Raw genomic sequence first — 21,523 nt, forward strand, 5'->3', positions numbered from 1 at the left:
CAGGATGTTTAAGATGAAATTTAGTGGTAAGTTTTTGCTCAGTTTGCTCTTTGTATTCTCAAGTTTTACTTTCTTGTTTCTTCTTTTTGACAAAAAACCAAGCGTAGCACAAAGTACTAATGAGAGGTTTATAGTTAATTCATTCTCCGGGAAGTGCATTGACGTTGCTGGTGCGCCAGGAAGAAGCAACGGTGCAGCGCTACAACTTTGGGATTGTGAAATCTCTGGAACAAATCCTGATAATGGCTCAACCACAGATCAAAGGTGGGTATTAACCAGTGAAGGCTTTATCAGAAATTCTCTATCTGGAAAGTGCATTGACGTTGCTGGTGCGCCAGGAAGAAGCAACGGTGCAGCGCTACAACTTTGGGATTGTGAAATCTCTGGAACAAATCCTGATAATGGCTCAACCACAGATCAAAGGTGGGTATTAACCAGTGAAGGCTTTATCAGAAATTCTCTATCTGGAAAGTGCATTGACGTTGCTGGTGCGCCAGGAAGAAGCAACGGTGCAGCGCTACAACTTTGGGATTGCGAGCGTTCTGGACGTAACGCTGATAATGGCTCAACCACAGATCAAAGGTGGCAATTGGATTGAAATGATGATTTAGTTATGTGAGTAATAGTCTTAATACGATAATCTTATGCGATCGCGCTTTCCCATAACCCGATAAATTTAGGCGATCGCGATGATTTTGAAATCGATGAGAGCGATCGCTACAGGTCAGCGTCAACCGTTAAGCTTAATGCCGCGTAATAAAGTACTTAGATGATGCTAAAAGAATTTTCTTTATTTTGTTAGCCATGAAACTAAAACTATCTCCTCAAAACATGGACTGCAAGCTACCTCTTTTTCTTGTTATTGAAGACCATCCCGAAGTCGGTCAGAATAACTGCGAGTTTTTGCACATGATAGAAGCTCAGTGTTCTTGCATTAGCGTGGATACACCTGATAGGGGAATTGAGCAGCTAGAGCTTGAGCTACCGGATTTGGTAGTAGTGGACTTGCAGTTCGGCACTATCGGAGGTGAGCAGTCAGCAAAGCCAGGTTTAGCACTGCTAAGACAAATTTTTGAGCGTTACCCCACAGTAAATATCCTTGTTTATACCAGCGAACCTAATTTTTTAAGGCAACTAGCACCGCAGATTGGTAAACACCAAGGGGGTTTTGTAGTTGTGAACAAGATGGAAAGACGGAGCGCCTTTCTGGAAGGCGTTCGCAGCGCCCTAGATGGACAACTCAAAGTCCATCGGGAACTGATGAAAGAAATGCAATTGACTCAGCAGGATCTGGAAATTTTAGACTTGTTATGCAATCATGCGCTAACAGACCAAGCGATCGCCGAGCGGATGCATGTATCCCATAAAACGGCTCAGAACTATGTGCAGCGTCTCAAGGCAAAGCTGGATATCGAGCATCTTGATGGGCAGAATATAAACCCTCGCATCGCTGTTTGCATGGCAGCTATTGGACGCAAGCTAATTGTTTATTGAAAAATACTTGAGTTTTGGATTTTGTCGTCAGTAGCATTCTTTAAAATCCAAGTGAGTGTTACCTGGATTCCGCCATCGGCTGAATGAACTCGCTCCCAATATCCGTCTGGTAGTTCCGCAGCAATAGTAGCCATCAATTTTGTGCCGTAACCACCACTGTGTAATCTGATGCTGGTGCTTTTCAAAACAACAGGCTTAGGTTCAGTTAGATCATTTTTAATGATTAGCGTACATAAGGTTCCTTCTTGAAACAAACTAACTCTAACTTGGGTTGCAGTACCGTTTGGAGGTTGGGCATGACGAATGACGTTAGCGATCGCCTCTTTAAAGAAGCGAAAAATATCTTCACGGGCATCTATCCAAGTACTGTCTGATTCAGGCTCTAAAAGAGGTTGCAGGTGAGCATCAACTTTGAGTGTTAATTCTCCTGAACTAACAAGTTGTTGTAGCTGCTGTTGAATTCCCTTGTCTAAACCTGTTTGCAATTCTGGTGTAACCTCTAGTTTTTCCGCCATAGTGCGAGTATTGCGGAGTTGATCGCGAAGATTGCGCCCAACCGCTTCTAGCCTATCTAATAAGGGGTTGGGATTTATCGCTGGATGTTTAATAGCTAGAAGTTCGACACCATCCATGACGAGTTTGAGTTCTTGTAGAGGGCCGTCATGAATGTCGGTTGCTACTCGATGGAGTAGCTTCCGTGCCTGAGAGAGGACTGCTTGTCGTTCAGCTAGTTTTCGTCGCTGGTGGATCAGTTGTTGTTGTTTATGCCAAAACCGCAAACAGACAGCTACAGATGCACCCGTTCCGATCCAGGTTAAGATTGGTATTGCTAAAGGTGTAATCAGCCCTTGCCAAGAAAATAGAACACTGAAAATAATATAACCTCCAACAACCCCTAGAGAAAGCCAACTCTTTGAACGGATAGTGGGTTCAGATCCGTTTTTGAATATCCCGGAAGTCAGTATTAAACTAAAAAACACTGCACCCAGGGTAGTGATTGTATAGTCAAACCATTCGGAAGAGGTTCTCAGAAATGAATCCGTCATCAAATTGCCGATCAAATTGGCTTGTACCTCTGCAACTGACATGCGATCGCCAAAAGGAGAGGAAATCCCAAATGAGACTAAATCTTCTCTAGGCAAATCAATCACCACCAGTTTGTTGCGAACCTTTTGAGCTTCTGGAGTGGTAGGAGCGCTACATTGAGTCAATTGTGCAGAAGTTGAATTACAAAAAGATGAAATATTGAGGTGAGGAAATGTTCCAGCAGGGCCATAGAAATTTATCCCAACGGCGGTTTCAGATAAAAGTATTTGCTCACTTTGGGTAATCTGAGTCAGTGCTTTATTATCTAGAGGTGAAGAAAATTTTTCTAAGGCTAGTACCGCAACTGATTTTAATTCTTGAGTTTCTTGAATGTTTTCTACATAAACAAAGTATCCTGCCAAGTTTGCTTGACGAGATGGACTGGTTAAACTTTGAAGGGCAGTCTCGTACTCGAAAAATCCATGCACTTGCTCTGGAGAAATTAATGGTTGAATTCTGTTGTCATCAAATGGTAGCAGATGATAGTAAATAGATAATGCTGAAGGAACTGATTGAGAAAGTCTTTTAGTATAAGTGACTAATACAATTTGATGGGTGTATTTTTTTATCAGATCCTTCAAGGGATTTTCTAAACTACTATCAAGAGGTCGCCTCAAGGAATTAGGTAGGTTCAAAACTACAACATTAGCTCCTTCGTCCATGAGCCGCTTGACTAGATTGGCATAGAACTTGTGTTCAGGTTTATGGATTGGTCGATCAATTGTAACTAAGAGGATTTCGCTGGGTAAAGCGCTGGGTTTGTGGAGCCGTGTTAGACTATCTTGAATCTTAAGCTCTAGTTTTTCAACAATAGGTAGCTTGCTAAATACTGCATTGAAAAGGAAACTCCAGACAACACCCAAACCAATCCCTGTCATTTGCCAAGTGTTAATCGCTCTCAATCTTCTTTCCATTACTTCTTAGGCTGGAGGCGATAGAAGACTGTTTGTTTGGGATTGTATTGCTGCAAATTTACACATAGGTTTTCACCGCATCGTTCAATTTGCCAGGTGGCAGTCTTGGTTTTAATAACCCCATTCAAACTAGGTTCTGTATTTATTATCCCATCTAATGGGGGGCCGGAAAGCGATTTGACAATATCTCCATCAAATTCTAACTGTAGCTCAACTGAACCGCCCTCTCCAATTCCACTTGTAATCCGTCCTGTCCCTTCCCAGATTTGACTCGCACTAACTGGAAGTATCAGTATTCCCAGCAATAGAATTGTTTGAGAAAGTATACAAATTCCGTAGTTAGAGATCCTCGTTACTAGCTTCCTCTTTAAATAATAAGTTATGTACATATAGCACTCTGCTTGATAATAACTACTTTTTTCACTATTATCTTCTATTATGCTCAAATATCTTGCGTAAACGCGCAATTTTATTTGCGCTAATTCCTCTATCTTCAGCAGTAAGAAAAAGTAAATATACAAATAACACAAAACAGCGAATGAAACCGCCCAATAACCCAAATTCTTAAAGGAATTCCTTCCTTGAGAGAGGGGAGGACGTGAACATATCTTCGTTTCTTTTATTCAAATACATTGGAGTACAATCTACATGAACTTTAAACAAGTTAGTGCATTATTGTGTGTATCTACAGTTCTTAGCATGAACGTTATTGCAAGCAAAGCTTTGGCTCAAGAACAGCCTAGTATTCAATTTCTAAAAGCAATAGGCTCTGGTGGATGTGCGATTGGAGATCAGCTTACTGGAAGTGACGGTAGAACATTATCAATCTTTCTTGATAATATGATTGCAGAAAATGGTAAGCGTCAAAAGTGTCTTTTACGTGTTGATACTATTATTCCAAGTGGTTTCCACGTGCAAGATGTACAAATACTGTACCAAGGAAGTACCGAAGTTCCTAAAGGGAAGACAAGTTTAGCCAGAAGCTATATTTTTGCTGGTGGTGTTCTTGGTGTAGCTAAGGCTAAACCTGCACCTAGCGAATTTACATCTAGCAATCCTCTTTTTCAGACACAAGATGACCTTACTGTTGCATCTGCTTCATGTACTGGTGGACAAGGACAATTAGGCATTAACATCATCGCTCAATCCTCAGCAGGAACATCTATTGTTCTTGATTCAGTCGATGCTAATATTGGGGATGTGAAACTTCATATCGATATAGCTCCTTGCTAATTTGCTGATTCTTGTGGGATTAAAGATGATGGTTTTAGTATAAACTTTTATTGTTTAACTAATCTTTAATCCCATATAAAGTAGATTGAAAAATAGGGCAAAAATAATAGTATTTTTGAGAAAACTTTATTGCCTGAAAAATAGTAAATACTACTGATTGTTCAGTTTATTGAATCACTTTTTCTATATTTTGCTTAACAATCTGCGGTATTTTATAAATCCTTTACTATTCCAAATTCCTGTTGATGGAGAGTAGATTATGTTGGCATTAAGTTATACACGTAATTTTTTCATATTAATATGCTTGTTTTCTTTGGGTTGTTATAATACCAATTCATCTACCGTTGCTACTTCACAAGAAAACCAGCCACAATTTTCTATCAATGATGGATGTAAGATAAATTTTGATCCTAAAACAAGTGAGTTTAAACTTGCATCTAAAATAACTGTAAGCACACAATCGCCGAGGGCTAGATGTATCATTAGAATCAATACCTCTAATGCTCAAAAGCAATTTAGGCTCGTGCCTTTAGCTTTAAAAGGTGAAGTAAAGAAAGCACCAGCAACAGTAGCTATTTCATCAATTTTAATTGGCGAACAACAGCAACCAACTAGTGTGTCTAAAAAATATACAAGTTCTACTAAGTTTGATTTGACCAATCAAATCCCTAAAACTAACTATACAACTAAAGAAAAAAGTGTTTTAGGAATTAACTTAGTATTAATGACCACCGAAGGAGAATTAGATGTGACAGAGATGAAGTTTGCACTTCAGGAAAAATAAAATGTGGTTTAACGCTCCTTTGAGCAAAATATGAAATCTAAATAGTAAATGCGTAGCTATACAGCAATCCTATTTGATTCGTGAAAAATATAGACAAGGAAACGAACCGCCAAGAACGCCAAGGACGCAAAGGGAAGAAATCTGCGTCCTCTGCGCCTTGGCGGTTCGTTAAAAAATTGACTTTGATAACAGAGTTTTAGCCTTAACTGAACGATCTTGCATTATACCCTCCCGAAATAAGTTTCTAATCAAGTCCTTTTTGTATTTTTAACCCCGCTAATATCTGAGTCTAAGCGGGAGATTTATAGTTGTTGTCCTGACTCAAGTTGATTCACTCTTGCCACAACTCTTTGCAACAAAGTTTATCGCTGTTTCCCCCCTTCAGCTTATTCTGAAAATATCCTAAGTTCCCAACATCTGCAAGTTATGCAAAGTGGCATAAAGCCCTCCTTCTTGCAGTAGTTCATCGTGACTTCCTTGTTCGATTAATTCGCCACGCTTCAAAACAAAAATCCGGTCTACATTGCGAATCGTAGACAGGCGGTGAGCGATAATAATGGCGGTACGTCTGAGCAATAGCTGGTTTAATGCCTCTTGAACTAAAGCTTCTGTCCCGACATCTAAACTAGCGGTAGCTTCATCTAATACCAAAATTTGGGGATCGCGAATGGCAGCCCGCGCAAAGGCTAAAAGTTGCTTTTGACCACTAGAAATATTTGTGCCCCGTTCTCGAAGTTGAGTATCATAACCTTGGGGTAGTTCTTCTATAAATTGGGCAACGTTGGTTTGCTCTGCTGCTTGTTGAATCTGTTCAATGGTATAGCCATCTCCTAAAGAAATGTTGCTTTTAACATCGCCAGCAAACAAAAAGCCTTCTTGTAAAATTACTGCCATGTAGCGCCGCAGTTCTGCTTGTGGGACTTCTCGAATATCTACCCCATCGATGAGAATGCGTCCTTTGGTGGGTTCATAGAGGCGGCATAAAAGCCGAATGATCGAGGTTTTACCCGCACCTGTGGGGCCGACTAATGCCACTTTTTCACCAGGATGAATGGTGAAATCTAAGTCTTTAATTACGTAATCATCATTTTTATAAGCAAACCAGACATGATCGAAGCAAATCTCTCCCAGTTCAGGCGGGGAAGTGATATCTGGGGATTCTAGATTTGCAACGATTTCGTCTATGTAGCCGAATTTAGCATCAAATATTGAGAAGCGCACATTGGCGCGATCGCGGATTTCTATCGGTTCATCTAATATATCGCCTACCCGTTCAATGGCGGTAAAACCAGCTTGAATTACCGTAAATTTTTCGGCAAAATCCCTTAAAGGGTCAAATAATCGCTGGGCATATAAGATAAATGCCGATAAAGTCCCAAAAGCTAAACTTTTTCCTAAGAGTAACCAACCACCCATACACAAAACAGCTGCGATCGCAATCAGCCCAATCCATTCTAAGGTTGCTGAAATAAATGAATCATAAAAGATGGTTTTATCCATTTGCTGAGTGTAGCGGCTGTTGGTGGCGCGAAACAGTTCGGCATTAAATTTTTCCCTGCGGAATAACTGCACTACGTTAATGCCAAGGACATTTTCTTGTAGCTGTGAGTTCAATATAGAAAGTTCTTCCCGCCCTTTGTAGTTGGCTTTGCGGTACTGTTGCTGAATGTAAACAATTAACCAGGTAACTGGTAACAGCATTAAGAGCAGCAAGCAAGTGAGTTGCCATTGGATGGAAAACATTAAACCCAAAATCACCAGCATGGAAAACAAATTGGACACGATGCCAATTGCCCCAGTCGAAAAGACATCGCCTAAGACTTCCACATCGCTGGTGATTCTGGTAATTAATTTACCTACGGGTGTGCGGTCAAAAAAGCGTACTGCGAGAGATGTTACGTGCTGGAATAAGTCTTGGCGAATTGCGGCGGTGATTTGTTGCCCTAATTTTTGTACTAAATAACCCTGGTAGCCTGTCAAAATCAATCGAATTGCGATCGCAACAAACAACAATCCCTCCAGGATATTTAGCCCTTGGGATAAGGGGCGATTCCTGAGAAATTCGTAAGCGCTTGGTTCATTGCGAATCAGAGAGATAAGTTGGCCAATCAACAGAGGTTGGACGGCATTAGCCAGGGCGATCGGTATGAGTAGGCACATCGACAGCGCTAATAGTTGTCCGTTACGACGGGCGTAAGGCACTAAACGCAAAAACAACCGCCAGTCATTTTCACGCCGACGAGGTTGCGTATAAGATTTTTTGAGAGATTGATAGATGCTCATAGTAAGAGCATTATATTAATGTTTCTAAAAAAATACGCATGTTTAAAGTAGCCTTTGTCTTACTACCCTGATACCATGCCTGAGATAGAAACTGCAAGACTACTAAGACCTATATGTAGCGTATTATGCTCTAGCTCTTTCAGAATGGCGATCGGATGATTATCTTGACAATTTGTAAATTTAATTCTGAATTGGGGTAATTATGAAGATAGAAACTGCACGGCTGCGACTAAGGCACTTCAATCTCAACGACTTTGATTGTCTATTTCGCCTCTACAGTAATGCAGAAGTCATGAGATATCTGTCGCCAAGAACAAGGGAACAAACTCAGGCAAGTTTAAGCAAAAATATCCAACAGTGGCAACAACACAACTTTGGGATGTGGGCAGTAATACACAAAGAAACTGGTACAATGATTGGCCGTTGTGGGCTTGGGTTTCTGGAAAATACGCCGGAAGTTGAGCTTGGCTATGTGTTTGACAAGTCCTATTGGAATATGGGACTGGCGACTGAAGCCTCTGTTGCAACCTTAAAGTTTGGATTTGAGGAAGTGAAGCTAGATCGGATAGTAGCGATCGCTCATCCAGAAAACATTGCTTCAGTGCGTGTGATTCAAAAGCTAGGGATGAAGTACGAAAATAATGCTTACTATTACGGTCATGATGTAGTGTACTACGCTATCTCACGCACAGAATGGCAGCCGGATGATTCCCTTTACATTGTGCAATCTTAAAACTATCAGTCCTCTACCCAAAAATGTTGCCACTGTTAAATTTAATTTGGTGGATCAAAACGATTCACAACCGCAGCCCACAGAATCATTGGCGAACCAACTGCCAAACATAATAACCACTGCTGCAAACTCAATGGTGCTGTCGAAAACACTTGGTTAATCAACGGTACATGGGCAAAGATAATCTGCAAGATAATCGCCCCCACAATCCCCAAGCCAATGGCAGGAATATCAACATTTTCCTGAATCGTACCATCCATCTTCGCAATTAGATTTGGCACTAATTGACTAATACTCAATAAATAAAATATCCGCCCTGCAATTAGAGAATTAATCGCCATTGTCCGGGCTAAGTCTATATTGCCAGTTGTTTGACGGATATATTCAAAAACCCCAAATATCACAATCCAGTTAAATAGAGAAATTGCCAAAATTCTTTTGATCCGACTGCCAGAAAGTAAAGGTTCGTTGGGATGGCGTGGCGGTTGTTGCATCACATTTTGCGCCTTCGGTTCAAAGGCTAAGGGTACTGTCATGGTGATGGAATTCAACATATTTAACCAGAGAACTTGTAAAGATAAAATTGGTAAATCTCTAGCTAATAATGTGCTAATCAAAATCGTCATCGATTCCCCGCCATTTACAGGAAGAATAAAACAAATTGCTTTGAGAAGGTTTTTGTAAACCGCCCTTCCTTCTTCCACAGCAGCTTCAATGGAAGCAAAATTATCATCAGTAAGCAGCATATCTGATGCTTCTTTGGCAACCTCCGTACCAGCACCGCCCATTGCAATCCCAATATCTGCTTGTTTCAATGCTGGTGCATCGTTGACACCATCTCCCGTCATGGCGACAACTTCGCCTTTTAATTGCAAAGCTTCAACTAAACGCAGTTTTTGTTCGGGGGCTACGCGGGCAAATACTACACCCTCCTGGGCAACTTGGGCGAGTTCGATTTGATCCATTTTTGCTAGTTCTGTACCTGTGAAAGCCAAAACTGAGCCATTATTATTGATTCCCATCCGACGAGCGATCGCTTGGGCTGTTACTCCATGATCTCCGGTAATCATTTTTACCTGAATCCCTGCCGATTGACACGCTTGCACTGCCTTAATTGCACTCTCACGCGGCGGATCGATCATCCCTTGCAACCCTAAGAAAATCAACCCAGTGGCAATATCTGGATGATCTACCGTATTTTGCTCATTAGTTACAGGCTTTTTCGCCAAAGCTAAGACCCGCAAGCCCTGCCGTGCCATAATATTTACTTCCCGTTCGATGGTTGTTTGTCGTAAAGTTTCGACACAATCTAACGGGCGGGGTTGTCCATCACTATTTAGCATCAGGGTGCAGCGTTGAAGAATTGCTTCCACTGAACCTTTGACATAAATAGTTTTACCCTTGGGTGTGGCGTGTAAAGTCGCCATGTACTGAAAATCTGACTCAAAAGGAATTCCATCCAGCTTGGGCATTTGCTTTGCTAAAGTAGGTTGTTGAAAACCTGCTTTGTTAGCCGATGCAATTAATGCGCCTTCGGTAGGATCTCCCATCACCACCCACCGAGCATTTTTCTTTTCTAAGCGAGAGTCATTGCACAATAATCCGGCAATTAGGCATTCTTGCAAACCTTTGGCACTATTCAAATCAATTGGTTTTTCATCTGTGAAGATTTCCCCAACTGGTGCGTAACCTACACCACTAACTGTATATTGATGTCCCCCAGCATAGATTGCTTGCACCGTCATTTGGTTTTCTGTCAAAGTCCCAGTTTTATCAGAACAAATAACGGTAGCGCTACCCAAGGTTTCTACGGCTGCTAATTTGCGAATAATCGCATTCCGCCGCGCCATTCGAGAAACTCCGATCGCTAATGTGACTGTAACTACTGCTGGTAAGCCTTCTGGTATCGCACTCACTGTTAAAGCCACCGCAGCTTCTAGGGCTTCTTGAAAACCTCGAAAGCTCAATCCCACCGCAAAGCAGAGTGTTGCTAACCCTAACACCATATATAGCCAATTTTGGCTAAATTTATCGAATTTTCGAGTTAAAGGCGTGGAAATGTCAGTATGTTGTTCCATTAACTGGGAAATGTGCCCTGTTTCGGTGGCGTTTCCTGTTGCAACTACAATTCCTGTGCCTTGCCCAAAGGTGACAAAGCCACCCGCGTAAGCCATATTTTTGCGTTCTGCTAAAGCCGCATCTGACTTTAAAATTTGAGTATTTTTTTCTACGGCTACAGATTCGCCAGTTAGCGCAGATTCATCAATTTGTAAATTTCGTACTTGAATTAACCGTAAATCTGCGGGCACTTTATCGCCAGAAGTCAGCAATACAATATCTCCTGGCACTAACTCGCGTGATGGGATGCGTAATTTTTCACCATCACGGATGACGATCGCTTCTGTGGTGATTGCTTTGGCTAAAGCTGCGATCGCACTTTCCGCTTTCGACTCTTGAATAAACCCGATTATGGCGTTGGTAGTGGTAACACCCCAAATCACCCCAGCATTCACCAAACTACCAGTTAATGCTTTGACTAAACCCGCACACAACAAAATAATCAGCAATGGCTGGTTAAATTGCAGCAGAAATTTCCACCACCAGGGTTTGCTTTTTTTGGCAGTAAGTTCATTTGCACCCAAATCAGTTAACAGACGTTTTGCTGTATCGCTACTCAAACCTGCTTGGGCATCAGTTTTCAACCGAGCGATCGCTTCCAAGGTATCCAAAGAATGCCAGACAATGGGCTGCTGAACTTCTGGCGCAATGGTAGATACTGCCTTAGCCATATTTAATCTCTTTTTTTAAAGTGCTATATATTATTTAGCACGATTAACTAGTGCTAATACAGATATAACACTAATATTTTCTGATAGTAATCATAATTACTTTTAATTTAGAGACTCCAAAAATTACGAATTACGTTGGCGCCACGCAGAGCGAATCCGCGTACTCTTACTCTTAAGCAAGCTACGCTTTTAGCGTCTCGTAGAGAGCGTCATTACGAATTACGAACTTGTACTGAGCGAAGTCGAAGTATTACGAATTAGTTAAATAAAGTGAGTATGCTTTCCCTTACAGTTGGGAATAAAACCAAAGGCAAAAAACGTGAATTTGAATTTGTCTACTCCTTTGCAATTAATTGGGCGATCGCAAGAATTTCAGCGCCTTGTAGAAGTCTTAGCGCAGGATGGTGACTTGCTGATCACTGGAGTAGCAGGTAGTGGGCGACGTACCTTAGTGCGGAAAGCAGCGCAAGAAGTTGGTGCGATCGCACTGGAGATAGACTGCATCCGCGCGATCGATGGAGAGCGATTTGTGCAACTGCTAGCAGAGGCTATTAGCCAAAACTGGGAACCAGCAGCAATTCAAGATTGGATTGCCAAGAATGCTAGTGAATTTTTCGTCTTTCATCCAGACGGTAAACTCAAACTATTGCGTTCCTTAAATCAGAAGTTGCTATGGCAAGCATTTGAAATTTTGCTCAACTTGCCCCAAATCATGGCTGTTAGCCTAAATAAACGAGTAGTGCTGATTTTGCAAAGTTTTCCTCACATTCGCTCTTGGGATCGCAATGGTTTGTGGGAATCTACATTTAGGCGAGAAATTAAAGCGCAAACTGATGTCAGTTACGTTTTGATTGCAACGATCGCCGAAACCAGCCATCATGCAGATGAAACTAACTACCCATTGGAAACTATGCAGTTGGCTCCCTTAGCTAGAGACGTTTTGGCAGTCTGGGCGAGGGAGATGTTGTATCCAGAAGGATTAAAATTTGATTCTCGCTCACAAGCACTGCAACTATTTTTAGATGCTGCGCAAGGAAATATGGGCGATGCGATGGCACTAATTCGCCGCTTGGTGACTTTACATCTTCCTGATGGGTTAATTACTGAGCAAGAGGTACAACGGGCAATTGAAGGATTGCTCAAAGATTTGTCTATCATTTTTGAGTCCTTGCTCATGTTACTCCCAGCAAATCAAGTACACTTACTGGAATGTTTAGCTTTAGACCCTACAGAAAAGCCGCAAAGCAAAGATTATATTCAAAAACATGGACTTTCAAGGGGTGGAAGCCTTCAAGGTGCGCTAACTGGATTACAGCACAAAGGTTTGATTTATAATGCCGAGCAAGGTTATCAACTTGCATTGCCTTTGCTAGCGTTGTGGTTACGGCAACGCTTGAGTTAAGGGAGGTTGGGGGTAGGGGACAGGGGGTAGGGGGCACGAAGCAGAGGGCAGGAGGAACTTCCTGATATGGGGATTCGACTTTAGACTTCTGTGACATACTCCCACACTGACTGCAAGCAGTACAGTGTGGGCTTCTCACCCAATCCAGCTATTGCTTCGGAGGCGCTAAAAAGTCGGCAATCTCAGCCTTTCAATTACTTGGAATATAGGTATTTACTAGGGACGCACAGATGTACAGCCCCTATTGGAGTATTTGTATTAATTGCTTCATAAAGATTTCTATAAATATGGAACAATAGCATACTTCTCTATTTACGTCTTATATCTAAAGATAGAAGATTAAGGTTAAAATTTGGGAAACCTAAGAGGGGTTCATTCCCAAGAGATTTCCTGCCTACTTATTGCAGAAAGCAACTGAGGTCTGATGACGCAACCTTTAAATCAAGTCAAAGAGTGGGAACAACGTCGTGATGAAGCAAACCGCTACTACCAGCGCGGTAAATTTCAAGAATCTCTCGATCTTGCAACCAAAAATTTACACTTGGCTAGAGCAATTCGAGATCGAGCCAGAGAAGGTTATACATTAAACGATCTCGGTTTAGCTCACCTCAGTTGCTGGCAACCTCAAAGAGCATTAGAGCGCTTTCATCAGGCGCTTTCGGTTGCGATTGAAATTGGCAACGCGCCAGCCGAAGCAACTGCACTTAGCAATCTGGGTTCTACCTACAGCCGTATTGGACGCTTTTCGCAAGCGTTAGAATATTTTGATAAAGCACTGCCAATATGCAGGCGATCGCAAGATACTCAAAGTGAAGTTTCTACTCTCAATGATGTAGCGCTTATTTATACCCGCTTAGGAGAACCAAAACGGGCGCTGCTGCTACAACACCAAATTTTGAGGATGCGGCGATTGTTAGGTGACTTTTCTGGTGAGGCAACAACCCTCAATGGCATTGGGTTTGCTTACAATGTTTTAGGCAAGTTTGAGCAAGCGCTAGAATTTTTTGAAGCAGCACTTCCAATTCAACGAGCCGTCAAGAATGTGGTTGGTGAAGCAACCACTTTGAACAATATTGCCTCAATCTATAGTGATTTAGGAAAACCGAAACAAGCGCTATTACTCTACCATCAAGTTCTTTTGACACGTCGGGCAATTAGCGATCGCGCAGGCGTTGCTACAACCCTTCACAACATTGGTTTTACCTACAGCACCCTGGCACAGCATCGCCAAGCAATGAAGTTTTACAAGCAAGCCATTGTAATTTGTCAACAACTGGGCGATAGTCTGGGGGAAATTTCAACTTTGCTGAATATGGGAACCCTTTACGCCACAACGAAACGAAAAAAAATGGCGCGATCGTGCTACCAAAACGCTCAAGACTTAGCAGAGCAAATCGAACACCAGCCACTCCTAGAAAAAGTACAGCAGTTTATAGATTCTCTATAGCTTGATAGCCCTACGGTGTATACACAAGTCTTTGAGAGTTGCCCCACAAGCTTTTGATCCCCCCAACCCCCCGATAAATTGGGGGGCAAAAAGGCTCTTAAAGTCCCCCAATTTATCGGGGAGCCACTGCGGTCTTGGGGAGCCAGTGCGGTCTTGGGGAGATCCCAAGACCGCACTGACGTGTAGGGTAAAATGACTGTGGAATGAGCTTTCTGACTTAAGTTGACACCAATGGCTTTTCGGCCCACTCCATAAGATAGATAATTTATTTCTTAGAAGTCCCTTACAAAGCAAATATTTAGGAAACATAGCTGAATATTTCTATAGTGAAGTTGGAAAAACTAGATAATGCTGTGACAACCAGCATGTATCCTGCAATATAAAAGTGATTGATAAAAAGTTGATAACCCCCTCTAAAGGAGGACAAATTGTTTAAAATCAAGAGCTTATGATTGTTGTCAAATATTGCATTGATAAATGCTTAAAAAACAGACTCAGGGAATTCAGCAGGATTTTTGCTGGCAGTATAAATATGATAAAAGCAGCATCAGCATATCAAGCGTGAGCCAAAGCTAACAAGACAAATTTCTTCTGTGGCATTCCCAGAGAATCATATAGTATGTTATTGTCTAAACCGTTGATTTAAATACCATATCTTAGAAGTTAGCGGCTTGTTTAAAGATAAAAAAGGCACAAAGCTAATAATATCAGTCTCATTCAATGGAATCGGAGGTGAGCAAATATGAGCATGACAATATTATCTGAAAAAATTATTACATGACTTTTTTTTAGTCAGTATGTATTATCCCGGACAACAGCGATGTTGTTAGTCAAAAGAAATATTGGTTGAAGTAAAATGAACTACAATGACTGAAATTGGCCTGATGATGACGGGCATATTAACAATAAGACAAGCATTTGGAACCAATTTGCCACAGCAGCAATTAGTTCAGATGGAAAATGATCTAAAGCAGTCAAAACAGAGTGAGTCGGAGATAACTGCTCAAGTCACACCACCTGAATTTATGCATACAGATGAAATTTCTCTGGCTTCTCCCTCAGCGATCGCACTAGAGAAAAAACACATACTTCAGAAAATCAGCAAAAATAATCAGTTCCTAGCTTCATCTAACTTAGGTAAGTCTAAAAAGCATTCTCAGTCTGTAGTCCAAGTCCGCATAAAGGCTAAAGGACGTTTCCAGAAGTTTAGTAGCCAACCTATGCCGACTCTTTATTTCGGTAGCTCTGGTCTTGCTGTCAGAGTCTTACAACGGCTGTTAGTGGCTAACGGTTATGCCGTGAGGGTGGATGGGATTTATGGCGCACTGACAGAGACTGCTGTCAAAGCCTTTCAAAACCAGCAGAATTTAGGAACCGATGGAGTAGTTGGTCAACGAACTTGGCGAGCGTTGACAACTTAGTCATTTGTCCTTGTCCATGACAAATGACAAATGACAAATTACCGATACTTGTGCTGCTCTAATAGCTGTTGCGCTCTTGGCTTATAAATTAAATAGAACAAAGCCTCAATATAACGCAATAAATCTTCCCGATTCTCCTTAGAGGTAAAGTTCCAGAAGCCATAAATTCGTGCTAACGATAACAGTTTAGTAGTGTGAATTTTCCAAGTATAAGTGCTATAAACTCGGTCAATTGCTCGCTGCGAAATTTCATTCCAGTAGTTCGGATTCTGTTCGCATTTAGTGATGAAGTCTACAATTTTGGTGGCTGTTTCTTCTAAATTAGTTGGGTTAATGTAAAAGCCATTAACCTTATCTTGAATAATTTCTAGTGGTCCACCAAACTGTGTGGCAAAAGTCGGTAATCCTGAAACCATCGCCTCCAAAATGGTCAAACCAAAAGCTTCAAATAAAGCTGGTTGTACAAAAATTCCTTGACTATCGGCAATGACTCGGTAAATTTCACCAGAATCATTTTTAGTCAGGCGCACACCTAGCCAACGAATCTTTCCGTGGAGATTGTACTGGTCAATTATCTGGTAGAGTTTGATAATTTCGTCACGTTCTTCGTTGTCGCCTGATTCTTCTACACGTAACTTACCCGCCACCAAAATTAAGTTGCAATGCTCCTGTAATTCTTTACTTTTACCATAACATTCAGCTAAACCTGTAAGATTTTTAATGTGATCGAGACGCGCCATTGAGAAGAGAGGACGCTTGTTAGGATTGTCAAGTTTGCCAAATATTTGCGCTGGGTCTTCCAGAGTAAACAGCATTTCTGCAAGGCGTTGGCGATCGCTCTCTACTCTATCTTTAGTCTGGGTGTAGGGGAAATAATTATTCTCGTTTACTCCAGGCGGTACTACATTAAACTTCGGACTAAATAATTCAATCCCATTGGTTACATGATACAACTCCGGCATGGTGAAGCACTTGTAAGACTCGTACTGTCCTACACTATCCGGTGTTCCCACAATTTCTTGGTAGGTGCTGCTGATCACAAAATTGGCAGCATTCATCGCAATCAAGTCAGCTGTGAATTGCAAGGAAAAATGATATTTATCCTCCAATTCTTGCCAGTAGAGGTTACTGAACAAGTATTTAGATTTTTCTAAAGCATGAGCAACATTGCATTGGGTAACTTTCAAACGCCGCGCCAGTAAGAATGCTATTAAATTCCCATCAGTATAATTGCCAACTATTAAGTCAGGCGTGCCGTGAAATTCTGCCCGTAGTTCTCTTTCTGAGTCAATGGCGAAAGTTTCTAGATAAGGCCAAAACTCAAACCGAGAAATCCAGTTTTGAGTCATGTTGGGATTAAATTCCCGTAAAGGGACTCGCAAAATCCAAGCATTTTCAGTACCATAAACTTTTTCCAGTCGTTGATTACACAGAGTGCCATCACTATTGGGAATCAAGCGGGTGAGAATAATTACCTTTGGCTCGACATTCAATCCCTCTAAACCTGCTAGCAAAACATCTTCTTGTAGCTGCTTCTCTAGGCTCTTTGCCTGGTCAAGGACATAAACTACCTGACCGCCAGTATCGGGACGACCCAATACTCCCTCTTGCCCAAACCAGCCGTGAGCCGACACCAAGACGATTCTAAAAATCATCGGGACACGAGAAATGAAGGCTTCTAGGGTTTGGGGATCGGCAGAATCAATTAATTCATCGAGAATATTTAGAGTTTCTCGCACACGCGCTGCGGTGTTACCCCAACCCGGCTCAAAACCCATTGTTTGCAATTGAAACCGGAATTGTTCGTAGGGTTCATCATCGGGGCGATTATTAACAAAACCGATAGCTTTTTTAACTTGCTCGGAAAGTTGCTGCTGTGATTGAATGCGATCGTTTACTAGCAGTTGCACACCGTTGTAGTGGTGCAGTCGCAAGAAATTTAATAGGCTGTCCAGCAATTGCTTGGAGTCTTGAAATATTTTGCTGGATAGATAGCGGTTGAGAAATTGTACCCCCTTACCAATATTTTTGGGGTCGCGGATGATTGGGGTGTAGTCGTAAAATGGGCCGAAATCCAATTCTAGCAGGTCGCCCTCGTTGGGATGAAATTTGTTCACCAAGCGATCGCGCAAATCCAGCAAATCCTGTACCGTCATCGGCTCAATGCTCAAGTCTGATGTCAACCAATAAACTTCTTGGCTAGCAATCTTAGAACGGATGATCAAACAGAAGTTGGAATCTTCCTGAATAATTTCCTGAGTATAGTAAATCAGTTTGCCTAACTCAGAGGTGGTGTAATAAGCCTCTGGTTTCTGGGACTTTGAGCAATACTCACTATATACATTGAGTATGTCGTTTCGCAGCAAGTACTTTTTTTCTTGTTGGCGTAATTCACTAAGAAAGGAACGCAAATCACTTCTTTCTTCACTATCTAAGACTGCTTGAAGCAATTCAGACATGGCGACTCCATTAGATGACGATGTTTGCATTGTTGAGTTTCAAGGCGAGACAAATAAGTTTCACCTTTTGTTAGACCAGATACAAGCATGAAATAACACAGATAAATTGGATTTATCTGTGTACCTACAAATATCAACTTTTCAGCAGGCACTTAAATCATCTTCTACTTTACTTAAAGTATCTATGACTCAGTATTTTGTGATCTAACTAAAGGAATACAATTTTTATTTCTTTTGACAGATGTTATGAAAAATCTTTATAATAATCTGGGCGCGATTTATTGTGCCTTAAAATTATTAATTTAATCTTTACTATATCATTTATTCGCGTATATCTGATTATGATCAGTCCGATATATCAATATTTAGCTAAAAAGCTCTGTAACGCCTGTAAATCAATGCTTTTTTCAATTTTATCTATCAAACAGAATACATGCGTCAGTCGCCAGAATAATGCCTCCGCCACGCTCCGCGAACAGAATGAATTTTGTGCGACTGGTGGATGAATAAACGGCGTTTTTGCACCCCCACCAAATTGAAAATTTGGTGGTCTTCAATCAGTCGCAGGTCTGAATCCCCCACTGATTGCATTCTGACTCCTGTTAGCGGTAGCAGGGCGTTTAGCCCATTCTGACTTCTTCTTCAACAGGATGCTAATATTCATTTTTATAGTGGGTGTAGATGATATATTCTGCAACTTTTATGGTTCCCAATATTCTGGAAATTTGGGGAATCAATAATTTGATTGCTATTATCTATATCTCAATATATGAAACAAAAATTAATAATTTATTTTTAATCTAAACTAGAATAAATTAAAATCAATTTTTGTTTAAATATAGACTAATCATTATTCGCATTAGTTATAGTTTAATCAAAAGTTGTTTAAGTAAGGTCTATTTATATGGCTACTAATACACGCAAGTTAATAGCTTCTGACCACAGTATAGTCAACATTGTGATTATCTCCTTGCTTGCCTTTTGTGGGCTGACTTTTATCATTCTTCTAGGAATTTTCTAACGGCTAAATGTGCGTTAAAAAACTTCTGAGGCTAATTCTCGGAAAACGCATACTTCGACCTCAATATAGCGGTTCTCGCTTGAGTGAGGTACAAGAACCCCACCCCCAACCCCCCTTAAAAAGGGGGGCAAAAGCTTTTCAAAGTCCCCCAATTTATCGGGGAGCCACTGCGGTCTTGGGGAGCCAGTGCGGTCTTGGGGTCTCCCCCGCCGCAGGATGCGCGAAGCGCTGTAGTGGAGCATCTGGCGTGGTTTCCCCCATGAGCAGGTGGCATGGATTTAGGGGGATCTTCAACGATTTTGGTTTTATACAAAGATGTGTGTACACCGTAGCCTTAATAAGGGGGGCTAGGAGGGATCTAATTCTATGCAGCTTCATAAAAAATTGGTATTACATGGTGGGAATGTAAATAATGTGTCTACAATTCTCTTGCCTAACCTGTGTTAATGTTTATAACATTTTTAAATGTTAAGAAAGGATGCACCTTATAAAATGGCGTAGGTGTAGCCCGCCCTTAGACATCCCTTAGTACGCTGAGTTGTGGATACTGAAGAACTTTTTACCTTTTTTCATCTCGCCATAAAGCAATACCACCTAATAAACCAGTAATATTAGGGATGAGTTTTACATTTAAAGGTAGCTGGAAATTCACTCTTACAGCTTCACCACCGCCAATATAAAGACAATCATAATTGAACAGATGTTGTAAGGATGCGATCGCCTTTTCTAAACGCCTATTCCATCTTTTCTCACCAATTTTTTCTAACTCTGCACGCCCTAACTGCTGCTCAAAAGTCTCTCCTTTGCGAAACGGATGATGCCCCATTTCCATATTTGGTACTAGCTTGCCGTTCACAAATAAAGCTGAACCAAACCCTGTACCGAGAGTAATCACCAGTTCTACACCGTTACCTGCGATCGCACCAAACCCTTGCATATCTGCATCATTAATCACCCGTACAGGTTTGTTTAAGTGTTTTAATAACGCTGTTTCTAAATCAAATCCAATCCAATCTGGATGTAAGTTTACCGCCGTTTCCGTAACTCCACACCGCACCACGCCGGGAAAACCGACCGAAACGCGATGAAATTCACCTTGAGCCGCAGCTAACACAACAATTGCATTAATTACAACCTCCGGCGTAGCAGGTTGAGGTGTATCTAAACGCGCCCTTTCTGTTACAGGACTCCCCGTAATATCTAAAACCATAGCCTTAACGCCACTACCACCAATATCAACCGAGAGGGTACGAATCGATCCATTTTCTTCAACCATTGGGTTACATCTTTGTTAATGTTTGTTCTTTCGATATTATGCTCTGCTGCATCCGATCGGATTCGGATGTTTGGAGAGTCTTTATATTGATGGGGAGTGGGGATTAGGGAGATGTGGTTCGACTTCGCTCACCAACCGGGAGATGAGGGAGATGGGGAGCAGGGAGCAAGGGAGAAGAGTTTTCCCCCTGCCCCCTGCCCCTCCGCCTCTTTTCCGTAAAAGTGGAGTGATTGGCGACGCTACAACTGCAACCAAAGAAAAAGGCGATCGCATCCTCAAATCTGTCGCTAACGGTTGGGTGCAACTTATTCAAGATATTTATGCCTATTGTTTATCGACAACCAAAAGTAGAAAAGGGATAGACGCTTTTTACTCAAAGTTAAAAATCCAATACATTAGACGCACGACAACATCGAGATTTGCTAATGTAGAGATAATGGAAATAATACAGGCGTAGCTGCTTAAAATCTATCGGGCAGCCAATTTCTATTAAAAGTAATATAAGAGAAAGAATTATGACGGCGTTTGAACCTCACAGCATCCGCTCTTATAGCCAAGAAGATGTCCACCAAATTCTCCACTTAGCGATCGCTCGTCAAGCTCATGACAAAGATACAGAATTTTCTTATGAGCAGATATTAGAAATTGCTGCTGAGTTAGAAATTTCACCTGATTCTTTAAAATTAGCCGAGCGCGATTGGTTAGTACAACAAGGTCAAGTCCAACAGCGAAAAGCTTTTGACGCTTACCGGATTAGAAGATTTCAGAAGCGTCTAGGGAATTATGCAATTTTCAATGGCTTTTTTATACTGTTAAATTTAATCACTGGTGGCGGAATTTCTTGGTCGCTGTACATTTTGCTATTCTGCGGATTACCTGTTGGGCTGGATGTATGGAATACTTTTCAAATCAAAGGTGAAGAGTATGAAATGGCATTCCAGAAGTGGAATCGTAAACATGAAATTAAGAAAACCATCAGCACAGTTTTGAATAGGTGGTTTAAGGCATTACAGGCTTAGTAGATTTGCTTTTAAGCAGGTCGGCGCAATTAAAGCTAACTGGCTAAGGCTGTCATTTGTCCTTTGTCACTTGTACTGAGCGTATCGTTAAAGCGAAAGCTCCGCTAACGCGAGTGCGTCTCGTAGAGAAGCCGAAGTATTGGTCATTAATAAGGGTTTTAA

General features: G+C 41.4%; 16 protein-coding genes and 1 pseudogene. 10 read left to right on the plus strand and 7 right to left on the minus strand.

All coding sequences use genetic code 11. The features are described from left to right. Positions 1-13: 13 nt before the first annotated feature. The gene (locus HWQ36_RS23805; protein WP_292707112.1) at positions 14-598 is read left to right on the plus strand and encodes an RICIN domain-containing protein; all 585 of its coding nucleotides are present in this window, start codon (positions 14-16) and stop codon (positions 596-598) included. Between the two features lie 13 nt (positions 599-611). Here the strand turns inward: HWQ36_RS23805 and HWQ36_RS23810 are convergent, their stop codons facing one another. Then, the gene (locus HWQ36_RS23810) at positions 612-734 is read right to left on the minus strand and encodes a hypothetical protein (protein ID WP_292707115.1); all 123 of its coding nucleotides are present in this window, start codon (positions 732-734) and stop codon (positions 612-614) included. 70 nt (positions 735-804) lie between these two features. On the opposite strand from HWQ36_RS23810, the gene HWQ36_RS23815 reads away from it, so the two are divergent. Next, positions 805-1,494, plus strand: coding sequence for an HTH domain-containing protein (locus tag HWQ36_RS23815; RefSeq protein ID WP_292707117.1), 690 nt, complete (start codon positions 805-807; stop codon positions 1,492-1,494). Here HWQ36_RS23815 and HWQ36_RS23820 read toward each other — a convergent pair. Together HWQ36_RS23820 and HWQ36_RS23825 are read right to left on the minus strand one after the other, a co-directional pair. Beyond that, entirely contained in the window at positions 1,488-3,494 is a 2,007-nt protein-coding gene (locus HWQ36_RS23820) for a CHASE2 domain-containing protein (RefSeq protein ID WP_292707119.1), read from the minus strand. The two genes, HWQ36_RS23815 and HWQ36_RS23820, sit on opposite strands and share 7 nt — an antisense overlap. Further along, positions 3,494-3,799 carry a hypothetical protein gene (locus HWQ36_RS23825; protein WP_292707121.1) on the minus strand — a complete coding sequence of 102 codons (306 nt, stop codon included), beginning with the start codon at positions 3,797-3,799 and terminating at the stop codon, positions 3,494-3,496. Before HWQ36_RS23825 ends, HWQ36_RS23820 begins: the two co-directional genes overlap by 1 nt. 343 nt (positions 3,800-4,142) lie before the next feature. Here HWQ36_RS23825 and HWQ36_RS23830 point away from each other — a divergent pair, with 343 nt between their 5' ends. Both HWQ36_RS23830 and HWQ36_RS23835 read left to right on the plus strand, forming a co-directional pair. After that, a complete protein-coding gene (locus HWQ36_RS23830; RefSeq protein WP_292707124.1) occupies positions 4,143-4,727 on the plus strand; it encodes a DUF4360 domain-containing protein in 585 nt (194 codons plus the stop codon). A 259-nt stretch (positions 4,728-4,986) separates the two neighbouring features. Beyond that, complete coding sequence (locus HWQ36_RS23835) at positions 4,987-5,511, plus strand: hypothetical protein (protein WP_292707127.1); 525 nt, start codon at positions 4,987-4,989, stop codon at positions 5,509-5,511. Positions 5,512-5,913: 402 nt separating this feature from the next. Here the strand turns inward: HWQ36_RS23835 and HWQ36_RS23840 are convergent, their stop codons facing one another. Further along, the gene (locus tag HWQ36_RS23840) at positions 5,914-7,794 is read right to left on the minus strand and encodes an ABC transporter ATP-binding protein (RefSeq protein ID WP_292707130.1); all 1,881 of its coding nucleotides are present in this window, start codon (positions 7,792-7,794) and stop codon (positions 5,914-5,916) included. 202 nt (positions 7,795-7,996) lie between these two features. On the opposite strand from HWQ36_RS23840, the gene HWQ36_RS23845 reads away from it, so the two are divergent. Beyond that, a complete protein-coding gene (locus HWQ36_RS23845; RefSeq protein WP_292707133.1) occupies positions 7,997-8,527 on the plus strand; it encodes a GNAT family N-acetyltransferase in 531 nt (176 codons plus the stop codon). 41 nt (positions 8,528-8,568) lie between these two features. Here the strand turns inward: HWQ36_RS23845 and HWQ36_RS23850 are convergent, their stop codons facing one another. After that, on the minus strand, positions 8,569-11,316 hold the full coding sequence (locus tag HWQ36_RS23850) for an HAD-IC family P-type ATPase (protein WP_292707136.1): 2,748 nt from the start codon (positions 11,314-11,316) through the stop codon (positions 8,569-8,571). Between the two features lie 319 nt (positions 11,317-11,635). On the opposite strand from HWQ36_RS23850, the gene HWQ36_RS23855 reads away from it, so the two are divergent. From HWQ36_RS23855 to HWQ36_RS23865, 3 genes are all read left to right on the plus strand, one after another. Beyond that, complete coding sequence (locus HWQ36_RS23855) at positions 11,636-12,718, plus strand: ATP-binding protein (protein WP_292707139.1); 1,083 nt, start codon at positions 11,636-11,638, stop codon at positions 12,716-12,718. A 424-nt stretch (positions 12,719-13,142) separates the two neighbouring features. Continuing rightward, on the plus strand, positions 13,143-14,165 hold the full coding sequence (locus HWQ36_RS23860) for a tetratricopeptide repeat protein (RefSeq protein ID WP_292707142.1): 1,023 nt from the start codon (positions 13,143-13,145) through the stop codon (positions 14,163-14,165). Positions 14,166-15,031: 866 nt separating this feature from the next. Beyond that, positions 15,032-15,586, plus strand: coding sequence for a peptidoglycan-binding domain-containing protein (locus tag HWQ36_RS23865; protein WP_292707145.1), 555 nt, complete (start codon positions 15,032-15,034; stop codon positions 15,584-15,586). A 38-nt stretch (positions 15,587-15,624) separates the two neighbouring features. Here the strand turns inward: HWQ36_RS23865 and HWQ36_RS23870 are convergent, their stop codons facing one another. Next, positions 15,625-18,045: a sucrose synthase gene (locus tag HWQ36_RS23870; protein WP_292707420.1), complete on the minus strand. Its 2,421-nt coding sequence runs from the start codon at positions 18,043-18,045 to the stop codon at positions 15,625-15,627. A gap of 1,580 nt (positions 18,046-19,625) precedes the next feature. Next, positions 19,626-20,342 carry an ROK family protein gene (locus HWQ36_RS23875; RefSeq protein WP_292707148.1) on the minus strand — a complete coding sequence of 239 codons (717 nt, stop codon included), beginning with the start codon at positions 20,340-20,342 and terminating at the stop codon, positions 19,626-19,628. A gap of 217 nt (positions 20,343-20,559) precedes the next feature. Between HWQ36_RS23875 and HWQ36_RS23880 the strand changes: the two are divergent. Together HWQ36_RS23880 and HWQ36_RS23885 are read left to right on the plus strand one after the other, a co-directional pair. Further along, positions 20,560-20,670, plus strand: a pseudogene (locus tag HWQ36_RS23880) (creatininase family protein); the annotation flags it as partial. Positions 20,671-20,857: 187 nt separating this feature from the next. Further along, a complete protein-coding gene (locus HWQ36_RS23885; RefSeq protein WP_292707152.1) occupies positions 20,858-21,361 on the plus strand; it encodes a 2TM domain-containing protein in 504 nt (167 codons plus the stop codon). Positions 21,362-21,523 lie beyond the last annotated feature (162 nt).

The sequence above is a fragment of the Nostoc sp. NMS2 genome, from assembly GCF_017115105.1.
In the GTDB taxonomy this organism is placed as follows: Bacteria; Cyanobacteriota; Cyanobacteriia; order Cyanobacteriales; family Nostocaceae; genus Nostoc.

Coding starts and splice junctions, on each gene's coding strand:
- HWQ36_RS23805 (WP_292707112.1), top strand. CDS start 14: ATGAAATTTAGTGGTAAGTTTTTGCTCAGTTTGCTCTTTGTATTCTCA.
- HWQ36_RS23815 (WP_292707117.1), top strand. CDS start 805: ATGAAACTAAAACTATCTCCTCAAAACATGGACTGCAAGCTACCTCTT.
- HWQ36_RS23820 (WP_292707119.1), bottom strand. CDS start 3,494: ATGGAAAGAAGATTGAGAGCGATTAACACTTGGCAAATGACAGGGATT.
- HWQ36_RS23830 (WP_292707124.1), top strand. CDS start 4,143: ATGAACTTTAAACAAGTTAGTGCATTATTGTGTGTATCTACAGTTCTT.
- HWQ36_RS23835 (WP_292707127.1), top strand. CDS start 4,987: ATGTTGGCATTAAGTTATACACGTAATTTTTTCATATTAATATGCTTG.
- HWQ36_RS23840 (WP_292707130.1), bottom strand. CDS start 7,794: ATGAGCATCTATCAATCTCTCAAAAAATCTTATACGCAACCTCGTCGG.
- HWQ36_RS23845 (WP_292707133.1), top strand. CDS start 7,997: ATGAAGATAGAAACTGCACGGCTGCGACTAAGGCACTTCAATCTCAAC.
- HWQ36_RS23850 (WP_292707136.1), bottom strand. CDS start 11,316: ATGGCTAAGGCAGTATCTACCATTGCGCCAGAAGTTCAGCAGCCCATT.
- HWQ36_RS23860 (WP_292707142.1), top strand. CDS start 13,143: ATGACGCAACCTTTAAATCAAGTCAAAGAGTGGGAACAACGTCGTGAT.
- HWQ36_RS23865 (WP_292707145.1), top strand. CDS start 15,032: ATGACTGAAATTGGCCTGATGATGACGGGCATATTAACAATAAGACAA.
- HWQ36_RS23870 (WP_292707420.1), bottom strand. CDS start 18,045: ATGTCTGAATTGCTTCAAGCAGTCTTAGATAGTGAAGAAAGAAGTGAT.
- HWQ36_RS23875 (WP_292707148.1), bottom strand. CDS start 20,342: ATGGTTGAAGAAAATGGATCGATTCGTACCCTCTCGGTTGATATTGGT.
- HWQ36_RS23885 (WP_292707152.1), top strand. CDS start 20,858: ATGACGGCGTTTGAACCTCACAGCATCCGCTCTTATAGCCAAGAAGAT.